The sequence below is a fragment of the Flavobacterium aquidurense genome (assembly GCF_031458035.1).
GTDB classification, from domain to species: Bacteria; Bacteroidota; Bacteroidia; order Flavobacteriales; family Flavobacteriaceae; genus Flavobacterium; species Flavobacterium aquidurense_C.
The window spans coordinates 1-21290 of record NZ_JAVDXR010000011.1; the positions used below are offsets into that span (position 1 = coordinate 1).

A 21290-nucleotide genomic window follows, 5' to 3' on the forward strand; every position below is an offset into this window, starting at 1 on the left:
TTTTTTGAAAATATTTTTTCGTTTGGATTCTAATGCTTGTCAGTATTTCAGGGAACGTCTATCGCTGTTGCGGGTGCAAAAGTAGCACCTTTATTGAGTTCTGCAAGCTTTTCCTATGAGTTTTTTTGATCTTTTTTAAAACTTTTTCTTAACACTCTGATAACGCAAAGCTTAGCTTTTGAAGTTTTTTATCATTTATAAGAATATTCTGTAGAGTTTGTATTTCTCTCAATTCTTTTATTTCCAGATACCCTATTTTTATGGACTTCACACAACAATACACTCTTTGCTGAGAACTTTACAACATATCTACTTACCCTCTTTTTTAGCTTTGCCACAAAGACACTAAGACACAAAGTCGCTTTCTTCTGCTTTTTCTTATACTATATTATAAGTAATACTTCTTTTGAAAACAACCCCCTTAGCCCCGATAGTCCCGATCCCGACGCTTCGGGACGGAAGGAAATCCTTTTGTGGTGGCCCCGAAGCCTCGGGACACCACAAAAGATTGGAAGGACAGCAGGAAATAGCTCCTGATTAAAATATTAATTCTTCTCTAAAAAATCCTTCTTATATATTAAAGTAGAAATTCATACTTATTAATCATGTACAAAAAAAACAAACCCGACAGGTTCTAAGAACTTGTCAGGCTTGGAATTGTTATGTTTTAAATTTAATCGAACCGAATTGCTTTTACGGGTGAGATCCTGGTTATAATATAGGACGGAATTAATAATACCAGAAAACAAACCGTAACAGTTAGTAAATTCAGTAGTATTATATAAACCCAATTAATGTATACCGGCGCTACATTAACATAATAGTTTTCGGGATTTAAATGGATGACTCCAAATTGCTGCTGAATTAACAATAATGAAATACCAATTAAGTTCCCCCAGAAGAGTCCTCTTATTATGAGATAAAATGCATTGTATAAAAATATTTTACGAACTGTCCAGTTATTAGCACCCAGTGCTTTTAGTATTCCAATCATTTGTGTTCGCTCTAGAATAAGAACTAGTAAAGCAACAACCATGTTAATAGTCGCAACCAGAATCATTACAGCCAGAATGACAATTATATTAAAATCAAAAAGTTGTAGCCAGTCAAAAATATAACTATACTTTTCAATTATTGTTTTAGTATCTAAACTAGATGATGTTTGATCGTAAATCTCATTTCCGGTTGCTTTAATATTATTGAAGTCCTTTACAAAAACCTCAAAAGCCCCAATTTGATCAGGTGTCCATTTATTTATTCTTTGAATATGACGAATATCTCCTATAATATATGTAGCATCGAAATTCTGAAACCCCGAATTAAAAATACCCGCAATTTTAAATCGGCGGCTATTAGGCATTTTCCCTTGCTCTTCCTTAATAAAGAAAGTATTGAACTCATCACCCACTTTCAAATTAAGCCTATCAGCAAGAAACCGAGAAATTATAACATCTTCATTTATTTCTTTCGTGAAATCAGGCAATCTCCCTTCAACCAAATATTCTTTTATATTATTCCAATCGTAATCTGCACCTACCCCTTTGAAAATAATACCTTCAAAAGCATTTTCAGTTCTTATAATTCCAGCCTTACTTGCCACCGCCTGAATATGGCTAACCTCAGAAACTGATTTGAAATTTGGGTAAAAATCCTGTTTCTTAGAAATCGGAATGAGCGTTACTTCTGAATTATTGTTATCATAGTTCGAAATAATAATCTGACCATTGAAAGCAGAAACCTTATCTCGTATTTTTTGTTGCAGTCCAATTCCTGTTGCCACCGAAACTAACATCATAATAATACCAATAGCAATAGCCGAAATAGCAATTTTGATAATAGGTGCCGAAATACTGCTTTTATAATCTTTCGCAGTAATAAGCCTTTTGGCTATAAAATATTCTAAGTTCAAATTGATGATTATCTGATTAATGATTTATTCCGTACTCTGGTTTTTCAGTATGTTCAAAAATACATTTAAAAAAACAAAAAAGAATTGTTCCGAAAAACAATTACAAAATTTTTAAATTCTCAAAGCGGCAATTTCTTTTTCATTTCTTCTACTATATTATAAGCCGCAGGGCAAATAGCAACATTTTTAAGTGTTAGGTCCGCAATTTGATGAAACTTTTTACGATCTGTATGCGGAAATTCTCTACAGGCTTTTGGACGCACATCATAAATCATGCAGTAATTTTCACTGTCCAGAAAAGTACAGGGAACACTTTTTAAGACATAATCTTTATCTTCATCAATACGAAGATACTGTTCGATGAATTGTTGTGGTTTTTGCCTGAAGGATTTAGAAATTCTTTCGATGTCTGCCAAAGTAAACAAGGGCCCGGTAGTTTTGCAACAATTGGCGCATTGTAGACAATCCGTTTTTTTAAATTCTGCATTATGCAAATCCTGCATGACGTAATCTAAATTCTTCGGCTGTTTCTTTTTCAACTTATCGAAATACTTTTTATTTTCGATATGCTTATCTTTGGCTAACTTATTTAAGTTATTTAAAATTTGTTTCAAGTTTAAAATTTAAAGTTGATCTGCAAAATTAAACAACTTTAAACTTGAAACCTTAAACTTTGAACTAAATTACCATGAAAGATCTTTTTGGAAAAGCTATGTATGATTTTCAAACCAATAATTCACCTGAAGATATAATAACCGAAACTTCTATTTCTGAAGAAGACGAGATGAGTGTCGATTATTTATTTCGTTCCTATAATGAAATGCCAAAACTAGAACAAAAAGCATTACAACTTGCGAATGGAAAAATCTTAGATGTGGGTTGCGGAGCAGGAAGCCATAGTCTGACATTGCAAAACGATCGTAATTTAGAGGTTACTTCCATTGATATTTCTGAAAATGCAATTGCAACTTGTAAACTTCGTGGTGTTAAAAATGCAAAAGTTCAAAATATATTAGATTTTGACGGAGCAAAATTTGACACGATTATATTATTAATGAATGGCGTCGGAATTTTTGGAAAATTAGACAATTGCAATAAATATCTATCAAAATTAAAATCACTTTTAAATCCAAATGGACAAATATTACTGGATAGCTCCGATATTATTTATATGTTTGATGAAGATGAAGACGGCGGAAAATGGATTCCGTCTAATAATGATTACTATGGTGAATTAATATTTAATATTTCATATAAAGGAGAAAAAGAAGAGCCTTTTGACTGGTTATATCTTGACTATAACACTTTGCAAAATGCTGCTATTTCGAATGGGCTAAAATGTGAGCTTGTTTTAGAAGGTGACCATTACGATTATTTAGCCCGACTTTCAATTTAAAAATATCAATCGACTATTATGGAAGAATTAGATTTAGAGAAATTAAAATTTCCGATTGGAAAATTTGAAGCACCGAAAGCGTATACGCCTGAATACATTTCTGACAGAATTGCCGAAATCGAATCTTTTCCTGAAAGGCTCAAAAAAGAAACGCTTCATTTGAGTGATGAAAAATTAGACACACCTTATCGTCATGGCGGATGGACGGTTCGTCAAGTAATTCATCATTGTGCCGAAAGCCATATGAATTGTTTCATTCGAATTAAATGGGCTTTGACCGAAAATAATCCTGTGATAAAAGCGTATAATGAAACCTTATGGTCTGAATTACCAGATAATTTAGAAATGCCAATTCTGCCAACATTAAGTTTACTGGAGGGATTACATTACCGTTTAGCTTTTATAATGAAAAATTTATCAGAAACTGATCTAGAAAAATCATTTATCCATCCGGAAAATAATTCTGAATATCAAATTAAACAAATTATCGGAACCTATGCCTGGCATGGAAATCATCATTTGGCACACATTACTACTTTAAAGAAATACAAAAACTGGAAATAAATAAAGTTGTTTCTTTTTACACAGGCTTACAAACAAAAAAATCTCTTCAGTTGAAGAGATTTTTTTATTCTATTTAAGGAATATTCAAATATTTATGCGTCTGAAGTGAAACTCGCCATTTTGGATTGTTCATTACATAATCAACAATTAAAGGCGTCATTTCTTCTTTTTTACTCCATTCTGGCTGAAGAAATAAAATTGCATTATCGTTTACCAATTCTGCTTGTTCTTCTGCAAAGATAAAATCATGTTTATTGTAAATAATTACTTTTAACTCATGTGCATTATCATATACGGTTTGAGTAGGCAATTTATTTTTCTTAGGAGAAAGACAAATCCAGTCCCAAGTTCCCGAAAGCGGATAAGCACCTGATGTTTCAATATGAACTTTTAAATTTTTATCTTTTAATTGCTGTGTCAACAAACTCATGTCCCATGTTAAAGGCTCTCCACCTGTAATTACAACAGTATCAGCATAGCTTGAAGCATTTTTCACAATTAAATCAACACTCGTTGGCGGATGTAATTCTGCATTCCAACTTTCCTTCACATCACACCAGTGACAACCCACATCGCAACCTCCAATTCTAATAAAGTAAGCCGCGGTACCTGTATGGTAACCTTCTCCCTGAATGGTATAAAACTCTTCCATCAAAGGTAACATAGCACCCTTATTAACTTCTAATTGTATTTCTTTTGATAACATTACTTCATTTTAAAGTGCAAAGATAGTCATTTAAATACGGAACAAAAAAAACCGATAGTTCAAAGGAACTATCGGTTTTATATTTAGACAAGTAATTTATCTTATTTTAAAGCTTTCACAGATTGAGTAGCATAAGCATTAGTTGGATCTAAAACTAAACTTTTATTGAAATACTCAATAGCTTTTGCTTTATCAGTGTTAGCATAAGCAGCACCGATTGAATTGTACGACTCTACAACTTTTTTAACTGTTGCAGGTTTCGCTAATTCTTCAGCACCTTTTGCAGTTGTTTTTGTAATATACTCTTGGTAGTTTTTGATAATTAAATCATCTTTTTCCAATAAGTTATTGATTCTTCCTTTGTATAAGTAAGCCTCATCATAAGTTGGAGAAGCAACCAATACTCTATCAAAAGCAGCATCAGCTTTAGCTAAACCGGCAGCATCTATAGCCGTTTTTTCTTTATTTGCATTTGCATAGTATAAAGAGATACCATAGTATACATTATCGTTTAGGTAATTTTTTTGCTCAGTATTTGTAGTACTCAATTCATAAATTGCAGCAGCTTGGTTATATTGTTTTTTACCAAACAATTCTTTACCAAAATCTCCAAGATCTTCAACAGCTAATGGCTCAACAGCTACAGCTTTTTTGATTTCAGCTAAACCAGCATCAAAAGCAGCAGGATCAACTACACCAGCAGCATCAGTTCCTTTCTTAATTTTAGCAAATCCTAAATATAAATTATCTTTTGCAATAACTTTATTAGTAGGTACTTTCATGTAATCCTCTAAAGATTTAATCGCAACATCATAATTACCATTTTCATAAGCCGAATATCCTAAATATCTGTAAATTCTAGGATTAACTTTATCCAATTCGATCATTTTGTTAGCTTCTTTTTCTAAAGCTTTATAATCTTCAACCAAAATCAAGAAATCCGCATGACGCATTCTAGAGTTCATTGAGTAATCAGTAAGACTCAAATATTTCTCGTAGTTTTGAATTGCTTTTTGATAGTTCACCTGTCTTGTAGAAGGTTTGTTTCTTGCCCATTTGTAATAAGTTTCAGCCAACTCTCTGTAAACTGGTCCATAATTAGCATCAATAGCAATAACCTCATTAAAAGATTTAATAGCTTCGTCATATGATTTAGCACCTTTTAATAAAACCCCTAATTGCATTTTCGCTCTTAAAAGCGTTGGATCAGCAGTAAATGCATCACGGTAAGCTTTGTAAGCATCATTTTGATTATTTGCTCCATAATACGCATCACCAATTGCCAAAAGTGCAGTTGCATTTTGAGGCTCTAGTAATAAAGCTTTCTTTAAACTCGCAACAGCATTAGTGTAATCAGGGTTTGTAGAATTCATATAAGCTCTACCAATGTAAATAAACTCATTTACATCTTTACGTTTCATATCTTTTGTAGCCAAACCAAAATTTGCCTGCGCCGCAGCAGTATTTTTACCATCTAGATCTAACTGACCTAAACCAATATAATTTAAGTTTTTCTTGTCTGAAGCTGCTAAACCATTATTGTAATAAATTTTAGCAGAATCGACAATAGCCTGATTTAAATATATGTTACCCAAAACAAAATTAGCTTCTCCATCAGATGGTTTTGCTTTGATGATTGATTTCAGCAAAGATTTCGCTTTCTCAAATTGTTCAGCATCAATTGCTTTCTTGGCCTGGTTTATATCTTGCGCTTGTGCAACAGTGGCAGAAGCAACTAAAGCAAGACTAAAAATTTTAAATTTATTCATCTTTGTTGTAATTAATTTATTCTTTATCATTAATAATTTGATTTCTAATTTTAAGCTTTCTTCCCGGAGTTCTGACAGGCAGTAAACCAGATTTCAAAACAATTCTTTGCCCAATGTCTCCAGCAATGAATGAAGCAAAGCCCATCCCTAATCCAGAATAACCCTGACAATTTATGATAAACAAATCACGTGCCAAAGGATATTTTACTTCAGCCAAATCATTTTGACTTGGGTTGTAATACTTGTCATCATTTAACCCTTTTACGCTTAAGACATTAATTTTCTTTATTGTCTCAATCATATTAGTAGAAGGCTGAGACAGCCAATTAACTCCCACGACGCCAATCATTCCATTATTCTCAGAAACAAATTTAATAACTTCATCGTTTGTTTTAAAAGAAAAAACACCATTTTTTGGAATCTCTTTTACTTTGGCCAATTCTAACATATAACGTACTGTGCTAGAATTTGGATTATCAAAAACAAGTCCTTTAATTTTTGGATCTGCTTTACCCTGCATAAAATCTATAACATTTTTCAACGCAATTAATGTATCATTATTGCTCTTATTTGAAATTAAAGCTATAGCATCTTTTGCAAAAGGCGTAACTCTTGGTTTAATTTTACTTTTTTCAAATCTTCTTAATTCATCTTCAGTCAAATTTCTTGCAATTATGACCACCTTAGCTTTTTGATCTAACAAATCATTTATCAGTTCTCCTTCAGATTTAGCTTTAATTTTAATTTTAGCATCATAATAAGTTCCTTCAAAAACAGCAACCTGATCTTCAACAATTGGTTTTATCGTTTCATCAACAGTAACATCAACTGAACCTTTTAAAATTGTTTCCTTATCAGAATCACTTTTGCTTTTTTGGTTGCACATAGCAAACAAAAAGACAAAAGCCACCAAAACAAAAACTTTACTATACTTCAACATATTATTCTGCGTTTGAATTAATTAATCTCAGAAAACGGATTGCGGAATATACAATCAACAAGCCTCCAAAAGCATATCTGTATTTAGGTTCCATATCTAATGGTAATTTCTTCCAAAACATAATCATTAAACCCAGTACAAGATATATTAAAAAAAACAGTATTCCTAAAACAAGAAGAAATCGCTCTTTGAGCGATTTCTTCTGAATATTATTAAGCATATCTTTTAACATTATTCTGCAGATTGAATAGTAATAGGCAGAGAGTAAAGTACTCTAACTTTTTTACCATTTTGCTCGCCAGGAGTCCATTTTGGACATTTTTTAAGAACACGAATTGCTTCTGCTCCTGTACCGTAACCGATATCCCTTAAAACTTTAATGTCGGTTAATGAACCGTCTTTTTCAACTACAAAAGTAACATAAACTTTACCTTTTAAACCTTCTTCTTCTGGAGTCTTATAATTGTTTCCTACGAATTTGTAGAATTTATCGATTCCTCCTGGGAAATCTGGTTTTACTTCGATACCAGCCGTGTTATATACTTGGTTATCTTCTTCAACTACTGCAGCAGTTCCAGTACCTACTGGCTCATCAACAGTTAAAACTGCATCTGGATCTCCTTTGATAGTTTCAGAACCAACTTTTTTGTCTTTAAGTTCCTCAATTTTTGGAGGATCTTCAGTAACTTCATTTGCCTTAGCAACCACTGGTTTTACGAACTTCACCTGATCCACTTTTGGTGGTGGAGGTGGTGGAGGTGGTTGATTAGGTTTAACTTCCTCTTTTTTAGGAGGTAATTTTACTGTCGCAATCTTAACATTATTTTCTACTTCATCTTCACCAGAATCCGGTAAAAAACTAGCAATAAGAGGAGCTGCTACAGCAAAGCTAAAAATGATCGAACCTATGATAAGGGCTTTAACAGTCGTCTTACCGTTCGATTTTCTTAACTCATATGCACCATATATCTTATTACGTCCTTCGAATACGATATCAAGCCACTGATTTTTTATAATATCTAATTTCATTTTCTTGAGTATTAGGGTATCAAAATAAGAATGTCCTTATTTTTTATCTACCAATTTTGTTTCTTCCGGCGTAAACTCAGGAACGATTGCATATGTACTCACTCCAGTAATAGCCATCTCATCTAAAATATCTACCAAATTACGGTAATTTGATTTCTTAGTTGGCTTGATAATAACTATAATTCCTTTTTTCGTATCACCAGTATATTGAATTACCGCTCTCTTTTGAGTCAATAAATCTCTACGAATACCATTTTTACCGTATGCAATATCTTTTGGTCCAACCTTAGGAGAAGCTAATAATCCCATATAATAAGTCAACTTATTATTCTCTCCTAATATAACCGTCATAGTACGATTCTCGTCTACCTTGATATCTTTGTTCTTTGTTGGATCTTCATCTTTATCTGGCAGAGACAAATCCATCGATTGAGGTTTTGACAACGATGTGGTTAACATAAAGAATGTGATCAACAAGAATGCCAAATCCACCATTGCCGTTAAATCGACTTTAGAATTTTGCTTTTTACTTCTTACTTTACCACCTTTTCCGCCACCACCGTCGCCGGTATTTAATTCAGCCATTTTAGTGTATCTTTTTTAATTAAAAGTCTTTTCCTCTCATACCTGTAACTAAGTTAAAGGAATTGATTTTTTGGTCTTGTAAAATATCCATAATCTTTTTGATTTGTGGATATTGTTCTTTAGCATCTCCTTTAATTGCAATCTGCAATTCTTTATCATCAAGATCAATTGCAGCTCTTCTTGAAACCAAAAGCCACTCTTTTAATTGATTATCTAAAGAATCGATTGGAATTCCAGGTTGATCCGCTTTCACTCTATCAGACGATTTCATAGCAATGATTTGCTTTAAATTTGTTACCGGAACACCGAAGTCATCCATTAAAGCAAATTTAGTTTTTTCATCTTCTGAAAATTCTACACCGAATTTTGCACCTATACCTTCAAGAGTTCTTTTACGAATCTCTCTTCCTTTTAGGTCAAAAAACACTTTGCTTTTCCCGTCTTTTCCTTTTCCTACTGTGATAATTGCCAAATCAGTATCTGGTAATTTAAATTCAGCAACAGAAGCAGGCATATCTACAGGAAGTGCTTCAGGCACCTTAGCAGTAGCGGTCAAAATAAAGAACGTAAGCAAAAGGAACGCAACATCACACATGGCAGTCATATCTGTCGATGTTGACTTTTTTTTCATTTTTATTTTAGCCATTCTCTTTTATTTTTATTTTGATATAATTAATCTTAATTATTAATATCAAAAATTAATTATTGTTTCAAACTTCCTCTGAATCTTCTGTAAGTATTTACGATTGTAGTACCAGCCTCATCGATAGAGTAAGTTAAATCATCAATCTTAGCAGTAAAGAAGTTGTAAGAAACGATAGCTAAGATAGAAGTAGAGATACCTGTTGCAGTATTGATAAGTGCCTCAGAAATACCTGTTGCAAGAGCAGCTTGATCTGGAGTTCCAGCAGAAGCTAACGCACCAAACGCTTTAATCATACCTGATACAGTTCCTAATAATCCTCCTAAAGTTCCTAATGATACTAAAGTAGAGATAATAGTCATATTTTTTTCTAACATTGGCATTTCTAATGAAGTTGCCTCTTCGATTTCTTTGTGGATTACTTCTGAAGCCTCTTCACTGTTGAAACCTTCTTTTTTAACATCTTGATATTTAATCAAAGCAGATTTAATTGCATTTGCAACTGAACCTTGTTGTTTGTCACATGAAGCGATAGCAGCCTCGATGTTTCCTTCTTTAATACTTCCTTGAACGCTTTTCATGAATTTATCCAAGTTAGCTTTACCAGCAGCTTTACCGATAACGATAAATCTTTCAATAGAAAAAACAACAACCATTAAAAACATTCCTAATAATACTGGTACAATGAATCCCCCTTTATAAACCTGACCTAAAGTATTGATCGGATGACCTGTTTCTGGATTACCTCCTTCGAAGTTAGAAGCATCTCCCATGATTACTTTCCAAATAAACACCCCAACTAAAATACACGCTACAATAATGATTCCAGTGATCATTCCTCCTCCATTTGAAGTGCTTTCTTTTTTAACTTTAACGTTTGCCATTTTTTTTAATTTTAATAGTTTTAAATAATTTTTATTTTTTAGTTATATTTAACTTGTAGAGGAGCAAATTTATACGTTTAGTTTAAATAAAAAAACTTTTTTTAATTTTATTGAAGGAAATTTAACGTCAATTTAAAAAATATCTCATTAAATTGCCAACGCGATTTTTTTGATAAAACAAAAATAAGGACGTTTTATGGGAAAATTACAACGTTTTAGTAAATATTCAAAGATTCCATTGATATCTTCTTAAAAAGTTGCGAAATTTTTTTTTATTGCATTTTTAAATGAAAAAAGCTTTTTCCTACTAAAAAAAATAAATACAATTTTCCAATAAGCAAAGTAACACTCTTATAATCATCTAAATTACAATAAAAACATGAATAAAAAAGACAATTTCATTCAGGATATAAATACAGGCTATCTTTCTAAAGGCGACAGTATCATTCTTGGTGGCGCTATGCTGGATGGAGAACCAATTGCGGAGGCTCACGTAAAAATTCCTTTAAAAACTTTAAATCGTCATGGACTTATAGCAGGTGCAACAGGAACAGGCAAGACCAAAACAATTCAGGTTTTTTCAGAACAATTGTCGAATGCAGGAATTCCTGTTTTGATGATGGATATAAAAGGTGATTTTAGTGGTATTGCAAAAGAAGGAAAAGAAGAAGGTTTTATCACTGAGCGTCACGCCAAAATTAATATACCTTATAATGTAGCATCATTTCCTGTTGAATTAATGTCATTATCTAAACAAGATGGTGTTCGCCTGCGCGCAACTGTTTCAGAATTTGGTCCGGTTCTCTTTTCCAGGATTCTGGATTTAAATGACACTCAAGCAGGAGTTGTTGCTGTTATCTTTAAGTATTGCGATGATAATCAAATGCCTTTATTAGACTTAAAGGACATTAAAAAAGTCATGAATTATATTACTGAAGAAGGAAAAGATGAAATCGCAGCGACCTATGGCAAGATATCAACTGCAACAACAGGAACAATTCTGCGAAAAATAATTGAGCTGGAACAACAAGGAGCCGATTTATTTTTTGGAGAATTATCTTTTGAAATTGATGATTTGATGCGAATCGACGAAAACGGAAAAGGTTACGTAAACATTATCCGCCTGACGGATATTCAGGACAAACCTAAATTGTTCTCGACCTTTATGTTAAGCCTATTGGCTGAAATCTATCAGAAAATGCCTGAAAAAGGAGATTCAGAGCAACCTGAATTAGTGATTTTTATTGACGAAGCACATTTAATTTTCAACGAAGCCAGTAAGGTTTTATTAGAACAAATTGAAACTATAGTTAAACTAATTCGTTCTAAAGGTATTGGTGTTTATTTTGTAACGCAAAATCCAATGGATGTTCCGAGTGGTGTTTTGGCGCAATTAGGATTAAAAATTCAGCATGCTTTGAGAGCTTTTACAGCAAATGACCGTCAGGCCATTAAAAAAACTGCTGATAATTATCCAACTTCTTCTTACTATAAAACCGAAGAATTATTGACCAGCCTGGGAATTGGCGAAGCATTAGTTACGGCATTAAATGAAAAAGGAGTTCCAACCCCGCTTGTTGCCACAATGATGCGCGCGCCAGAAAGCAGAATGGATATTTTAACTTCTGATGAAATTGAAGCAATAAACAGCAAATCGAAACTGGTAAGAAAATATAACGAGGAAATAGATCGCGAAAGTGCTTACGAATTGCTGAACAAAAAAATTGCAGATGCCACGCAAGCGGCGGCAGAGCAAGAAGAGGAAACACCAACAAAATCTTCTAAAACTGAACCAAGTACAGCAAGTGTCGTTGGAAAATCGGTTTTAAAAGTGGTAACGAGTGCTACCTTTATAAGAGGTGTTTTTGGCGTATTGTCAAAAATCTTTAAGAAGTAAAAAGAATCAATGGCAATATCAAAAATCAATTACAATATCAATTCCAAATCTTAATTGATTTTTGATATTGTAATTGCTATTGACATTGAAAATTATTTATTCAGCAACTCCAGAATCTTATTTTCTACTTCTGGTGTGTTCCAAATATTTTCAATATTATCGAGTTTTAGAACTTCCTCCATAATTCCGTTCTGAAAATCACCAATTGCTAATGCCTCAGCATACGGGCGATCGCTAAAAGTCACACGACTATAAAGCGGAATCCATTTATCAGGATGTTTATCAGAAAATGCTTTTTCTATTTTCTTTTGAAGCAAGAATTTCTCATCGGCAGTTTTGGTACTCATTTCCATAAAATTACGGTATGAAAGTTCTGCAATCGCATCGGCATTTGGTTTGCGAGAGATTTGATATTCTGAAAAAATCTTCTTCCAGTCATCTCCGAATTTTTCGATCATTTCGTTTAAAACCGTAATATCTTCAAAGCCGGCATTCATTCCCTGCCCATAAAATGGAACAATCGCATGACAGGCATCTCCAATTAAAGCGATTTTATCTTCGTATGTCCACGGGAAACATTTCATCGTTACCAAAGTACTTGTTGGATTTTTAAAGAAATCTTCAGCCAGCTTCGGAATCACATCAATAGAATCCGGGAAGTTTTTCTCAAAAAAATCTTCCACCATTTTACGATCTGTCAACGATTCAAAAGAATTTTCCCCCTCAAATGGCATAAACAAAGTACAGGTAAAACTTCCATCTAAATTAGGAAGTGCAATCAACATATATTTACCGCGTGGCCAAATATGAAATGAGTTCTTATCTAATTTATGAGTAGCATCGGCATTTGCCGGAATATTCAATTCTTTATACCCCATATTCAAAAATTCCTGCGAATAATTGAACATGCTTTGGCGCTGCATTCTGTGACGGATTCTTGAGAACGCACCATCGGCACCAAAAACCATATCGTATTTTTTCTCCTCCCATTCCCCTCTTTCGGTTTCACCAATATGCAAAGTCGCATCACTCAGCGTAACATCCCAGATTTTTTGATCAAACAAAAATTCCGCTCCTGCTTGTTCAGCAAGGTCAATCATTTTCCGATTCAAAGTTCCTCTGGAAATCGAATAAATCGATTCGCCTTCCTGTCCGTAATTCTGAAAATTAAGTTTATCAACCAAATGAATCGCACGTTTGTCCATCGGAATCGCAATTTCACGAACCGCATCGCCAACGCCAACGCCATCAAGCGCCCTCCAGCCACGGTTAGACATTGCGAGATTGATAGAACGACCCGAAAAATTAATTTTGCGAATATCAGGACTACGATCATAAACATGAACGGTATGACCTGCTTTTTTAAGATAAATTGCCAACAGTGATCCTACCAATCCAGAACCGACCACAGCAATTTTTAGTGAAGTTTGCATCAAGAAAAATCTAAATATAAGTCCGTAAAAATAAGTAATAATTCTACAAGAGCTTAAAAATAAAGGAAATATTTATGATTTACATGGGCATGACCCGCCGATCCCGAAGCCTCGGGAGCGGGTCGGGCTATCTGCTATATCTTTTGTGGCTCACAATAGGAACGCTCATGGCCACAAAAGGATGCCGCTCCTATCCCTCATGCAAGACTCGTTTTCATAACAAAATCCCGTTTTTACTGATTTATTAGAAATCCGAAAACGACTACTTTCGCTTGAGGAAATAATCTCGCAAAGACGCAAAGTCGCAAAGTTTTTTACAGCCACAGATTAAAGGATTAAATGGATTTAAAAACTTTGCACCTTTGTGACTTTGTGGCAATACTTAAAACCAATGAATAGTGAATTATTACAATCAAACATCATCTTAGAAAACGACCGGGTTTTATTGCTTCCGTTTGAAAACAAAAGAAACATTGAGCTCAAAGAAATTATTCTTGATGATGAAATCTGGAAATATATGGGAATGTATGTACGTACTGGCACTGATTTCGAAAACTACATTCAAAATACCCTTCAACAAAAAGCAAACGGAATTTGTTATCCGTTTTTAATAATTGACAAAGCCACCAACAAAGTTGCCGGGAGCACACGCTATGGATACCTAAATCATGCAAGTCAAAAATGCGAAATTGGCTGGACTTGGTACGGAAAAGCATTTCAGGGAACGGGACTAAACAAGGCCTGCAAATTTGAATTACTGAATTTCGGTTTTGAAAACATTCAATTTAAAAGAATACAATTCAGCGCCGATCTTGAAAACAACAGATCTCAAAAAGCTATTGAAAAGTTGGGTGCCATAAAAGAGGGCACTTTTAGAAACAACTACGTCGACTCGGAAGGAAAAAGTAAAGACGATGTATATTATAGTATTATTACAGAGGAATGGCAGGATACTAAAAGAGCGCATTTTAAGGAGTTTATCTAAAAAATATTTTATTGTGATTTTAAGATTAACGACGTCCAATCAATGGACAAAATCTGAATTATTTTAGGAAAAAATGAAAAAAGTTGCATGATTCTGAAACCAAATGAAACTTGAGTCGTCTAACAAATTAGCACACGAATATAATCACTCATTTTAATTTGTAAATTAGCACAACAAATTAAAATTCAGATGATTACAATGTTTCAATCATCAATCAAAAAATCAGACACTGAATCATTAACCCTAACCAATAATCAATCAGTATGAAAAAATCAATCAAATTAATTGTTCTCGCAATTCTCTTAACCCTCAATACAGCTTTTGCACAGGATAAGGCAAAGAAAATTGACCAACTGCTTTCGAAATACAAAGAATACGGACAATTTAACGGATCAGCCCTTGTTGCAGAAAACGGAAAAGTCATTCTCAAAAAAGGTTACGGTTTTGCCAATATGGAATGGGACATTCCAAATCAGCCTGACACCAAATTCAGATTAGGTTCTATCAGCAAACAATTTACAGCTTTTTTAATTGTAAAATTAGCTGAAGATGGCAAACTGAAGCTTGACGTTCCCATTACCACTTATTTGCCAGATTATCCAAAAGCAAATGGCGACAAAATAACACTTCATCATTTACTGACACACACTTCCGGAATTCCAAACTATACTTCATCTCCTAATTTCTTTAAAGAAAAAAGTAGAAATCCGTACACTCCGGAAGAATTTGTAAAAACATTTTCAAGTCTTCCACTTGAATTTACGCCTGGCGAAAAATTCAACTACAGTAATTCAGGCTATTTTTTATTGGGCTATATCATCGAGAAAGTTTCAGGCAAATCATACGAACAATATTTACAGGAAATTATTCTTACTCCTTTAAAAATGGCGAACACAGGTTATGACCACAGCGACATCATATTAAAAAAGAGAGCTTCCGGATATGAAAAACAAGGTAATAAAATCGTCAATTCTGCTTATTTAGACATGAGTATTCCGTATGCAGCAGGATCGTTATATTCGACCGCCGAAGACTTATATTTATGGGAACAGGCACTTTATACGACCAAACTGCTTTCACAAAAATCAATGGATTTATTGTTCAAACCTTATATCAGCACTGGCGGAGATGATTCTTACGGGTATGGATGGTTTCTGGAAGATGCTCCAAATGGAGATAAAGCGAAATTGAAAATCGTTGAACACGGTGGAGGAATCAACGGATTTAACACCATTATCTCACGAGTTCCTGCAGATAGGAACCTAGTAGTCTTACTAAATAATACTGGCGGAACAATTTTAGGTGAAATGAACGAGGGCATCAGAGCTATTCTATACAATCAGCCTTTTAATGAACCTAAAAAATCAATGGCCCTTGAACTTTTAGATGTTTATTCTGAAAACGGAGCAGTCGCTGGTACAGAGCGTTATAAAAAATTAAAAAAAGATCCAATCTACGGTATTAAAGAAGCTGATATAAACAGAGTTGGTTATTTATTACTCCAAAACGGTAAAAAAAAGGAAGCAATAGAGGTTTTCAAAATCAATGTAGAAAACTTTCCAAAATCCGGAAATGTATATGATAGCCTTGGTGAAGCTTATTTAGCCGATGGAGATAAAAACCTGGCTTTTGAAAATTACACCAAATCTGTTGAACTTGATCCGGGTAATGAAGGAGGAAAGAAAGCATTAGAAGAAATTTCAAAAAAATAAAATAATCATCTTAAAAAATTACAAAAAAAACTTCGATAATACAGATTTCAAATCGGTATTATCGAAGTTTTTTTGTTACAATTTCTAACATTGAAGTTTGATAATCTATCATAAAAAATATTACTTTAGCCCTGCCCAAAAACAATAAAATAACCTATGAAAAATCTAAAGACGCCTTCCATTTTGGCTTCATTGCTATGTCTGTTTATCACGAATATTTGTATTTCTCAAACAAATCCTCCGCCTGTAGCAATGCCAACACAGCAAAATAAAATTATTGTCGATAAAATTATTGAAGCTACGAATTACAAAACTTACGTTGTTGATTTTTGTTTAAGTAAAATCAATGAAACTTCAGAAAAAGAAGGCTGGAACGAACAAAAATCAATGGAAATAACCCAAAGCATTAACTACAAAAATTTCAGGGACGCCATTTACAATGTATTTGCCTTTTATGATGAAGTGGAATTAGAAACTTTACTAAAAGCATATCAAAAAGACACCGCTTATCAAAAAACGAATGTGATGACAACCAACAAAGCACTAATTAATAATTTGAATATTTTTGCAAATGATATTGTTAAGGGGAGATATATTTCTTCTAAATAAGGTTCTAAGGTTCTAAGGTTATTTTCTCGACCTTAGAACCTAACTTGAAACAAAGAAAACCTGAGACCTAAAACTCTATTTTTCTGGTTTTAGGACTAACTTCGTTGAAGTCTTGATGATTTCTTCTTTATTCAATTTCATCTTTCTGAATTTACCCGTATTAAACATTTCAGCCTGATCTTTATAATGTTCGCTAAACGGGTTTCCGGATTGCCCGGTTGGTATGATACTCCAACTATTTTCAATATCAGAGAAATCAACAACTCTACGAGTTGACGGACCTCCTTTTACATAGTATTTCCCTTCTTCATTAAGACCAAAAAATTGATTATTAATTACTTCATTTGATCCCGGATCAGCAAAAGGACCGACATTAAATAGTTTGCGCAAAGCAGCTACTTTCCCAAGTGGATGCTCGTGCTCAACTGTATGTACTTTTCCCCAATTCCAATCAGCAATCGAATTCCCTAATTGTTTTTGAAGTGCCAAAACTGCCTCTTGAAATGATTTTGAAACAATTTCTGTTCTCGTTTCTTTTATGTTTTTAGTTTTGATATTATCCCACCAAACTGATTTTTCATTGACAATTTGACGCGCAATAATTTGTTTTCCCAAATGAGTTCCGAGAAATAAATTAAAATCCTCCTTGCCCATTTCGTCTTCAAACGTATTTTTCAAGTACAAATAAATCCATTTGTTGTAAATCGTTGGGCCAACATCTTCTAAATTAGTTGTTCCTTTCCATGATTTTAAAACATTCAAAGCTTCTTTTTCGTCTGCAGAAAGTTCTTTATTATCAAGATTTGAAATTAAATTCTGAACTACACCAGGAGCAACAGCTGAAGTATTATCAAAAATCATTTTGCTAATAGTTTCCTTATCCCAATCTGATTTGGCATCCATTAAACCTGAAATTCTCTTTGCACGATCTTCCGGCAGATAATAACCCGGATACAAATAACCATCAACGGCTTCCGGCTGATTATTCGCTGAATAAACGTAACCCCATTTTGGGTTTTCAGCCGATGGATTTTTATTGAAATCCAAATATTCTGTTATATCATCTTTACCGCTGGCACCATCCAAAATAAAAAATGAATTCACCCCTTTATTATGTTTATACAGCGTTCCTGTCGCCCACCAGGCAACGTTTCCTTTCGCATCTCCGTACATTACATTTAATCCCGGCGCTGCAACCAATTGTACTGCTTTTCTAAAGTCTTCTTTACTTTTTGCATGCGAAAGTCCGTAAACCGCATCAAGAATCTGAATAGGCTGTTGTGTATAAATCCACGACATGGCAATTGGTTTTTTACTTTTCAGATTCTCCAATACATCATTCATAATTGGTCCGTGTCGGCTTGATTTAACAGTCAAAACCACATCCGAAGTATCTTTTACCTTAATTGTCTTTTTTCTGGATTGGTAAGTCGCGAAACCTGTTGGTGTCTGATACTGATTTGCATCATTTGCTTTGTTAGTTTCCTGATAAAAATCGATATCATCATTTTCGAACATCGTTAATCCGTAAGCATAATCGCGATTGTGAGCCAATAACGGAAACGGTGTTCCTGCCAGATAACACCCGTACAATTCATGTTCCGGTGTTATTAAATGTGCTTCATACCAAGTCGCCGGCTGCGAAAACCCAATGTGCGGATCATTGGCAAAAATAACTTTTCCGGTTTTTGTTTTATTTGGACCAACCACCCAGCTATTACTACCAACGAATGGGGGAATTGGAGATTTATCCAGTAAACTCGCTACCGATTTTGCGATCGAAGTATACTCTTCAATATCCCCTTTTGAGCTTCTGATTTTTGTCGTATTGAATTCTCCTTCAATCCCCAGTTCTTTCACATATTCCGCGCCATATTTTGCCCGAATATCTGTCAAAAGCGGATCCGTTTTTTGAGCCATCGCAAAACTAAAAGACATATATCCAAAAATATTATAAACGTCTTTTATGGTAAATTTTTCTTTTTTAACTCCAACCAAAGTAAATTCGATTGGCGTTACACCTTCATCCAAATATTGATTTAATCCGTCTAAATATGCCATCGTGAGCTTATAGCTCTGACTGTTTTTGTCTAATTTGGCAATGGCTTTCGCCGAAGCTTCTTCAATACCAATTCCGGAGAAAAACATATCATTCTTAAGCGCAACTGATCCAAAGATTTCAGACAATCGACCGGGTGCAATTCTTCTAAGTAATTCCATTTGCCATAATCTTTCCTGCGCATGTACATACCCTAAAGCAGTCATAGCGTCTTTTTCAGAATCAGCATAAATATGAGGCACTCCAAAATCATCAAAATACACTGTGGTTTCCTTCTGAAGATTTTTCAACTTTACTTCACCTTCATATTTTGGCTTCAAATGGAAAATATAGGCGCATAAAGCAATTCCCAAAACAACAATTAAGAGCAGTAAAACCAACAGTATTTTTTTAATTTTTCTCATATTCAAAAAAGTATAGCTTATAAAAAGGATTCGGTAATGATGTAACTTAAAGATAAAATCGTGTAAAAAGGATTGTTTTCTAAAGCCTAAATTTATATTTAAAATCAATACGATAAATGTCAATCTATAAAAAAATAGCAATCGGTGTAATTTCGATCTTTGTTTTTGTGCTTTTACTCAACATTGGCCTCAATTATTGGATCAAAAAACAATTGCCGATTATTGTTCATGAGAAGAACAAAACCGCTTATCATATTAATTACGAAAAAATCGAAGTCTCGCTTTGGTCGCGAAATATTTATGCTACAACTTTGCTTGTTCATCCCAAAAATCAACCTGAGAACAGCCCAACAAAAACCGGAATTTATTCTAAAATTGAATCGATTACTATTAAACATTTTAATGTCTGGGATTTGGCATTTCGCGACATTATTCAGGCAGAAAGTATAATCATCAACAAACCACGCGTTATTCTTTATAAAAAAAATGACAAGCTTTTAAATAACAGCAAAAGTATTCGAACGGAAATCATTGAGCCTTTTCAAAAAGTAATTGCCGTCTCAAACATTTATTTGAATGACGGAACCTTAGACGTCGTTTCATTACAAAATAACAAACCAATTTTTAGTGTCAAAAATATTTTGCTGAAACTAGAAGGTATATTGATTACTGATGCCACCTTAAAAGAAAAAATTCCGATGCATTATGAAAAATATGTTTTGGTTTTTGATAGCTTATATTACAAACCAAATCAATTTTATCATTTGAACATTGGTCAATTAAGCACAGAAAATAACTTTTTGAAAATAAAAAAGTTCTCGATGCTTCCTGAATATAACCGAAAAGAATTTGTTCAGAAACTGGAAAAAGAAAAGGATATTTACACTTTAAAAGTAGATTCGGCCAGCATCAACAAAATGGATTGGGGTTTTAAAAATGACCGCTTTTTCTTCAAGGCAAATTCACTTGTAATGAATCATTTTGATGCTCATATTTACCGTGACAAAGCGGTAAAAGACGATTTAAGCAAAAAATATTTGTATAATCATTTGCTGCGAAATATTAAATTTCCACTTCAAATTGATACGCTGCAAATTCTGAAATCAAAATTGGTTTACGAAGAAGAAACAGATAAATCTAATGGTCCCGGCGCTTTGACTTTTGATCATTTTAATATGCAGGCGACCAATCTCCGAAGCGGTTTTGGCCTAAAAAAGACTACTGATGTAAAGATAAAAGTGGCCTGTCAATTTATGAAAACCTCGCCTTTAAATGTCGATTGGAGTTTTAATGTTCTTGATCTGAAAGACAGTTTTCACATTCAGGGAACCATTGATAACTTTAATGTTGCGGCAATGGAAAGATTCACTAAGCCTTATATAAAAACCACATTTACAGGAACATTTAAAAAATATCATTTTAATTTTTATGGAAATGATGATACTTCAAAAGGAAATGCTTCATTGGAATATGATGATCTTAAAGTCAAATTATACAAAAAGAAACATCCGGAAAAAGAAGCCAAACTTAAAACTGCAGTGGCTAATTTATTGCTAAAAAATGATTCGGACGAGAGACCTAAAAATGCTGATGTAGAAGTGGAAAGAATTAAGGATAAATCCTTTTATAATTTCCTTTGGAGAAATATTGCCGAGTCTTTGAAGAAGATATTGATTTGATTTTTTTTGCCATGAATTACACTAATTTCCACTAATTTTTTTTCCTAAAAATTAAATAATAATTCGCGGAAATTCGTGTAATTCGAG

General features: G+C 33.6%; 19 protein-coding genes. 7 read left to right on the forward strand and 12 right to left on the reverse strand.

Annotated features, from left to right (window positions below):
• Positions 1-673: 673 nt before the first annotated feature.
• Both J2X17_RS16075 and J2X17_RS16080 read right to left on the reverse strand, forming a co-directional pair.
• Positions 674-1909, reverse strand: coding sequence for an ABC transporter permease (locus tag J2X17_RS16075; protein WP_310300183.1), 1236 nt, complete (start codon positions 1907-1909; stop codon positions 674-676).
• Positions 1910-2028: 119 nt separating this feature from the next.
• The gene (locus J2X17_RS16080; RefSeq protein ID WP_310300186.1) at positions 2029-2523 is read right to left on the reverse strand and encodes a YkgJ family cysteine cluster protein; all 495 of its coding nucleotides are present in this window, start codon (positions 2521-2523) and stop codon (positions 2029-2031) included.
• Positions 2524-2597: 74 nt separating this feature from the next.
• Between J2X17_RS16080 and J2X17_RS16085 the strand changes: the two genes are divergently transcribed.
• Both J2X17_RS16085 and J2X17_RS16090 read left to right on the forward strand, forming a co-directional pair.
• Positions 2598-3305, forward strand: coding sequence for a class I SAM-dependent methyltransferase (locus tag J2X17_RS16085; protein WP_310300190.1), 708 nt, complete (start codon positions 2598-2600; stop codon positions 3303-3305).
• A gap of 18 nt (positions 3306-3323) precedes the next feature.
• Positions 3324-3869 (forward strand): YfiT family bacillithiol transferase, encoded by a 546-nt coding sequence (locus J2X17_RS16090; RefSeq protein ID WP_310300192.1) that lies wholly within the window; start codon positions 3324-3326, stop codon positions 3867-3869.
• A 73-nt stretch (positions 3870-3942) separates the two neighbouring features.
• Here J2X17_RS16090 and J2X17_RS16095 read toward each other — a convergent pair whose 3' ends face one another.
• The 8 genes from J2X17_RS16095 to J2X17_RS16130 form a co-directional block, all read right to left on the reverse strand.
• Complete coding sequence (locus J2X17_RS16095; protein WP_310300195.1) at positions 3943-4575, reverse strand: 7-carboxy-7-deazaguanine synthase QueE; 633 nt, start codon at positions 4573-4575, stop codon at positions 3943-3945.
• A 101-nt stretch (positions 4576-4676) separates the two neighbouring features.
• A complete protein-coding gene (locus tag J2X17_RS16100) occupies positions 4677-6344 on the reverse strand; it encodes a tetratricopeptide repeat protein (RefSeq protein WP_310300198.1) in 1668 nt (555 codons plus the stop codon).
• 16 nt (positions 6345-6360) lie between these two features.
• Positions 6361-7284 carry a PstS family phosphate ABC transporter substrate-binding protein gene (locus J2X17_RS16105; RefSeq protein WP_310300201.1) on the reverse strand — a complete coding sequence of 308 codons (924 nt, stop codon included), beginning with the start codon at positions 7282-7284 and terminating at the stop codon, positions 6361-6363.
• A 1-nt stretch (position 7285) separates the two neighbouring features.
• On the reverse strand, positions 7286-7516 hold the full coding sequence (locus tag J2X17_RS16110) for a hypothetical protein (protein ID WP_026983456.1): 231 nt from the start codon (positions 7514-7516) through the stop codon (positions 7286-7288).
• Positions 7516-8313 (reverse strand): energy transducer TonB, encoded by a 798-nt coding sequence (locus J2X17_RS16115; RefSeq protein ID WP_310300206.1) that lies wholly within the window; start codon positions 8311-8313, stop codon positions 7516-7518. Before J2X17_RS16115 ends, J2X17_RS16110 begins: the two co-directional genes overlap by 1 nt.
• Positions 8314-8349: 36 nt before the next feature.
• Entirely contained in the window at positions 8350-8898 is a 549-nt protein-coding gene (locus J2X17_RS16120; RefSeq protein ID WP_310300208.1) for an ExbD/TolR family protein, read from the reverse strand.
• A gap of 19 nt (positions 8899-8917) precedes the next feature.
• Positions 8918-9544 carry an ExbD/TolR family protein gene (locus J2X17_RS16125; protein ID WP_310300211.1) on the reverse strand — a complete coding sequence of 209 codons (627 nt, stop codon included), beginning with the start codon at positions 9542-9544 and terminating at the stop codon, positions 8918-8920.
• Between the two features lie 56 nt (positions 9545-9600).
• On the reverse strand, positions 9601-10425 hold the full coding sequence (locus J2X17_RS16130) for a MotA/TolQ/ExbB proton channel family protein (protein ID WP_154341446.1): 825 nt from the start codon (positions 10423-10425) through the stop codon (positions 9601-9603).
• A 379-nt stretch (positions 10426-10804) separates the two neighbouring features.
• On the opposite strand from J2X17_RS16130, the gene J2X17_RS16135 reads away from it, so the two are divergent.
• A complete protein-coding gene (locus J2X17_RS16135; protein ID WP_310300217.1) occupies positions 10805-12322 on the forward strand; it encodes a helicase HerA-like domain-containing protein in 1518 nt (505 codons plus the stop codon).
• A gap of 92 nt (positions 12323-12414) precedes the next feature.
• Here the strand turns inward: J2X17_RS16135 and J2X17_RS16140 are convergent, their stop codons facing one another.
• Positions 12415-13755: an FAD-dependent oxidoreductase gene (locus J2X17_RS16140; RefSeq protein WP_310300220.1), complete on the reverse strand. Its 1341-nt coding sequence runs from the start codon at positions 13753-13755 to the stop codon at positions 12415-12417.
• A 391-nt stretch (positions 13756-14146) separates the two neighbouring features.
• Between J2X17_RS16140 and J2X17_RS16145 the strand changes: the two genes are divergently transcribed.
• From J2X17_RS16145 to J2X17_RS16155, 3 genes are all read left to right on the forward strand, one after another.
• Complete coding sequence (locus tag J2X17_RS16145; RefSeq protein WP_310300223.1) at positions 14147-14740, forward strand: GNAT family N-acetyltransferase; 594 nt, start codon at positions 14147-14149, stop codon at positions 14738-14740.
• Positions 14741-15003: 263 nt separating this feature from the next.
• Positions 15004-16452 carry a serine hydrolase gene (locus J2X17_RS16150; protein WP_310300228.1) on the forward strand — a complete coding sequence of 483 codons (1449 nt, stop codon included), beginning with the start codon at positions 15004-15006 and terminating at the stop codon, positions 16450-16452.
• Between the two features lie 156 nt (positions 16453-16608).
• Positions 16609-17061, forward strand: coding sequence for a hypothetical protein (locus J2X17_RS16155; protein ID WP_310300231.1), 453 nt, complete (start codon positions 16609-16611; stop codon positions 17059-17061).
• Positions 17062-17136: 75 nt separating this feature from the next.
• Here J2X17_RS16155 and J2X17_RS16160 read toward each other — a convergent pair whose 3' ends face one another.
• Entirely contained in the window at positions 17137-19524 is a 2388-nt protein-coding gene (locus J2X17_RS16160) for a penicillin acylase family protein (RefSeq protein ID WP_310300233.1), read from the reverse strand.
• 116 nt (positions 19525-19640) lie between these two features.
• Here J2X17_RS16160 and J2X17_RS16165 point away from each other — a divergent pair, with 116 nt between their 5' ends.
• Positions 19641-21203 carry a hypothetical protein gene (locus tag J2X17_RS16165; RefSeq protein ID WP_310300236.1) on the forward strand — a complete coding sequence of 521 codons (1563 nt, stop codon included), beginning with the start codon at positions 19641-19643 and terminating at the stop codon, positions 21201-21203.
• The last annotated feature ends 87 nt before the right edge of the window (positions 21204-21290 follow it).

Bases quoted from the DNA above. Each gene is read 5' to 3' on its own strand.
- J2X17_RS16140 (WP_310300220.1), bottom strand. From the start codon at position 13,755: ATGCAAACTTCACTAAAAATTGCTGTGGTCGGTTCTGGATTGGTAGGA.
- J2X17_RS16095 (WP_310300195.1), bottom strand. From the start codon at position 4,575: ATGTTATCAAAAGAAATACAATTAGAAGTTAATAAGGGTGCTATGTTA.
- J2X17_RS16085 (WP_310300190.1), top strand. From the start codon at position 2,598: ATGAAAGATCTTTTTGGAAAAGCTATGTATGATTTTCAAACCAATAAT.
- J2X17_RS16105 (WP_310300201.1), bottom strand. From the start codon at position 7,284: ATGTTGAAGTATAGTAAAGTTTTTGTTTTGGTGGCTTTTGTCTTTTTG.
- J2X17_RS16165 (WP_310300236.1), top strand. From the start codon at position 19,641: ATGTCAATCTATAAAAAAATAGCAATCGGTGTAATTTCGATCTTTGTT.
- J2X17_RS16120 (WP_310300208.1), bottom strand. From the start codon at position 8,898: ATGGCTGAATTAAATACCGGCGACGGTGGTGGCGGAAAAGGTGGTAAA.
- J2X17_RS16155 (WP_310300231.1), top strand. From the start codon at position 16,609: ATGAAAAATCTAAAGACGCCTTCCATTTTGGCTTCATTGCTATGTCTG.
- J2X17_RS16115 (WP_310300206.1), bottom strand. From the start codon at position 8,313: ATGAAATTAGATATTATAAAAAATCAGTGGCTTGATATCGTATTCGAA.
- J2X17_RS16160 (WP_310300233.1), bottom strand. From the start codon at position 19,524: ATGAGAAAAATTAAAAAAATACTGTTGGTTTTACTGCTCTTAATTGTT.
- J2X17_RS16100 (WP_310300198.1), bottom strand. From the start codon at position 6,344: ATGAATAAATTTAAAATTTTTAGTCTTGCTTTAGTTGCTTCTGCCACT.
- J2X17_RS16145 (WP_310300223.1), top strand. From the start codon at position 14,147: ATGAATAGTGAATTATTACAATCAAACATCATCTTAGAAAACGACCGG.
- J2X17_RS16125 (WP_310300211.1), bottom strand. From the start codon at position 9,544: ATGGCTAAAATAAAAATGAAAAAAAAGTCAACATCGACAGATATGACT.
- J2X17_RS16090 (WP_310300192.1), top strand. From the start codon at position 3,324: ATGGAAGAATTAGATTTAGAGAAATTAAAATTTCCGATTGGAAAATTT.
- J2X17_RS16130 (WP_154341446.1), bottom strand. From the start codon at position 10,425: ATGGCAAACGTTAAAGTTAAAAAAGAAAGCACTTCAAATGGAGGAGGA.
- J2X17_RS16110 (WP_026983456.1), bottom strand. From the start codon at position 7,516: ATGTTAAAAGATATGCTTAATAATATTCAGAAGAAATCGCTCAAAGAG.
- J2X17_RS16135 (WP_310300217.1), top strand. From the start codon at position 10,805: ATGAATAAAAAAGACAATTTCATTCAGGATATAAATACAGGCTATCTT.
- J2X17_RS16150 (WP_310300228.1), top strand. From the start codon at position 15,004: ATGAAAAAATCAATCAAATTAATTGTTCTCGCAATTCTCTTAACCCTC.